Raw genomic sequence first — 2,016 nt, forward strand, 5'->3', positions numbered from 1 at the left:
ATTAAAAAATCAATTTACGAGAAAGATCTATTTACACAAAAGATTTGACAGTTTCTGATATTCTGAATCATAATAATCATTCACTATTTTCACTACTTTTTCCCATCTATAGTTCAATAAAATTAAAAATAGTGAAAGTTATTGTTAGTAAAAATACAGTTTAACTAAATTCTTCAGGAAGCCGAAATATATTTTAATGTATAGCTTCAGTTTAAACTATGTATTACAAAGATAATAAATTTGTCACCCTATATACCCTTAAGTCGTGAGCTTTCCTATTCCCCCATAATTGTATGGCTTAATTGATTTTCTTAATTAACTACCTTTGATACAGTCAGTTTAATTTCATTTACAAGTATAAAATTTATTATGATTTTAGGATAACAACTATATACTCCACTCATATTTATGTGCACGGTTAATTAAAGTAATTATCTCTATTCGGATATTACCGTGTTCAAATATCCTAAAAGTCACTTCGTTTTTCGGAGTGGCCTTTTTTGTGTCAAAATTGATTTTTATTTAAAAAGAAATTATAATTTTCATACTATCAAATAAAGGAATGGTTATGATGATTTTTTAAGTTATTAACTCTACGTAGAAATACTATTTTTTGAAAGTAGGTGAATTATTTGATCGACAATCAACCAAAAAAAATTAAAGCATTTATTGCGGGCGTAAATTTAAATGATCCTAATTTTGACTATTATATGACTGAACTAAGAGAATTAGCCCTTGCCAACAACCTAGATGTTGTTGGTCAAGCAAGCCAAAAGGCTGAAAATATCGTTGCGGGAACATATTTTGGTGTTGGTAAACTTAATCAAATTAAAAATATGGCTCGAGAATTACATGCTAAAACTTTAGTCATTAATGATGAACTTTCGCCAACTCAAATTAGAAACATTGAGAGCATGACAAAACTTAAAGTGCTTGATCGAACTGAATTAATTTTAGAAATTTTCTCTAATCGAGCACGTAGTAGACAAGCTAAACTACAAGTTCAACTTGCTCGATTACAATATGAACTACCTCGGCTTCATCCATCAGAAAATAATCTAGACCAGCAGCGTGGTTCTGGTGGTGCAAGCGGTGGTTTTGCTAACCGTGGTTCGGGTGAAACTAAGCTTGAATTAAATAGACGAACCATTGGTAAACAAATTAGTGCAATTAAAAAGGAACTAAAAGACATTAGCAAACAAGAAGAAATAAAATCTGCTAGACGAAACAATTCTCGTCTACCACAAGTCGCCCTCGTTGGCTACACTAATGCTGGAAAATCAACAACGATGAATGAGTTGTTGAATGTCTTTAGTGATGAAGCTTCTAAAAAGCAAGTATTTGAAAAAAATATGCTATTTGCAACTTTAGATACTAGTGTTAGAAGAATTGACTTAAAAGATGACTTAAGTTTTATCCTTTCAGATACCGTTGGTTTTATCTCCAAGTTACCTCATAACTTAATTGAATCATTTAAAGCTACTTTGCAAGAAGCCAAAGATGCTGACTTGATAATCAATGTCGTAGATGCTTCCGATCATAATATGGTTCAAATGATTAAAACGACACAAAAAGTTTTAGATGAGTTGAAAATTACCAATGTACCAATGATTACTGCTTATAATAAAGCTGACTTGACAGATCGCAATTATCCACAAATTGAGGGAAATGATATTTTATATTCGGCGAAAGATCCCGAGTCAATTAAGCAACTAGCTGATTTAATTGTTAAGAAAGTTTTTGATAATTACGAAAAGGTAGACTTGGTCTTACCTTTATCAGATGGTAAAAATTTAGCTTATCTTCATGAATATGGTCAAATTTTAAATGAAGATTTCAAAGATGACGGCGTTCATGTTACAGTAAGACTATCACCAAAAGATCTAGAAAAATTTAGGCTCTTTTGCAAATCCTGTTGATGGATAATTTTAAGAAGGAATTAAGCAGCTAAGAAATAGCTGTTTGATTCCTTTTCTTTTATAATATTTTCTTCGAGTCTAATTCTAATTAATAAAT

The 2,016-nt window shown here is 30.6% G+C and carries 1 protein-coding gene; it reads left to right on the plus strand.

What is annotated here, in order from left to right:
* Window positions 1–632 precede the first annotated feature (632 nt).
* Window positions 633–1,919 (plus strand): GTPase HflX, encoded by a 1,287-nt coding sequence (gene hflX, locus CP370_RS09005; RefSeq protein WP_087712633.1) that lies wholly within the window; start codon window positions 633–635, stop codon window positions 1,917–1,919.
* Window positions 1,920–2,016 lie beyond the last annotated feature (97 nt).

This window comes from Lactobacillus sp. UMNPBX19 (assembly GCF_002553805.1).
GTDB lineage: Bacteria > Bacillota > Bacilli > Lactobacillales > Lactobacillaceae > Lactobacillus.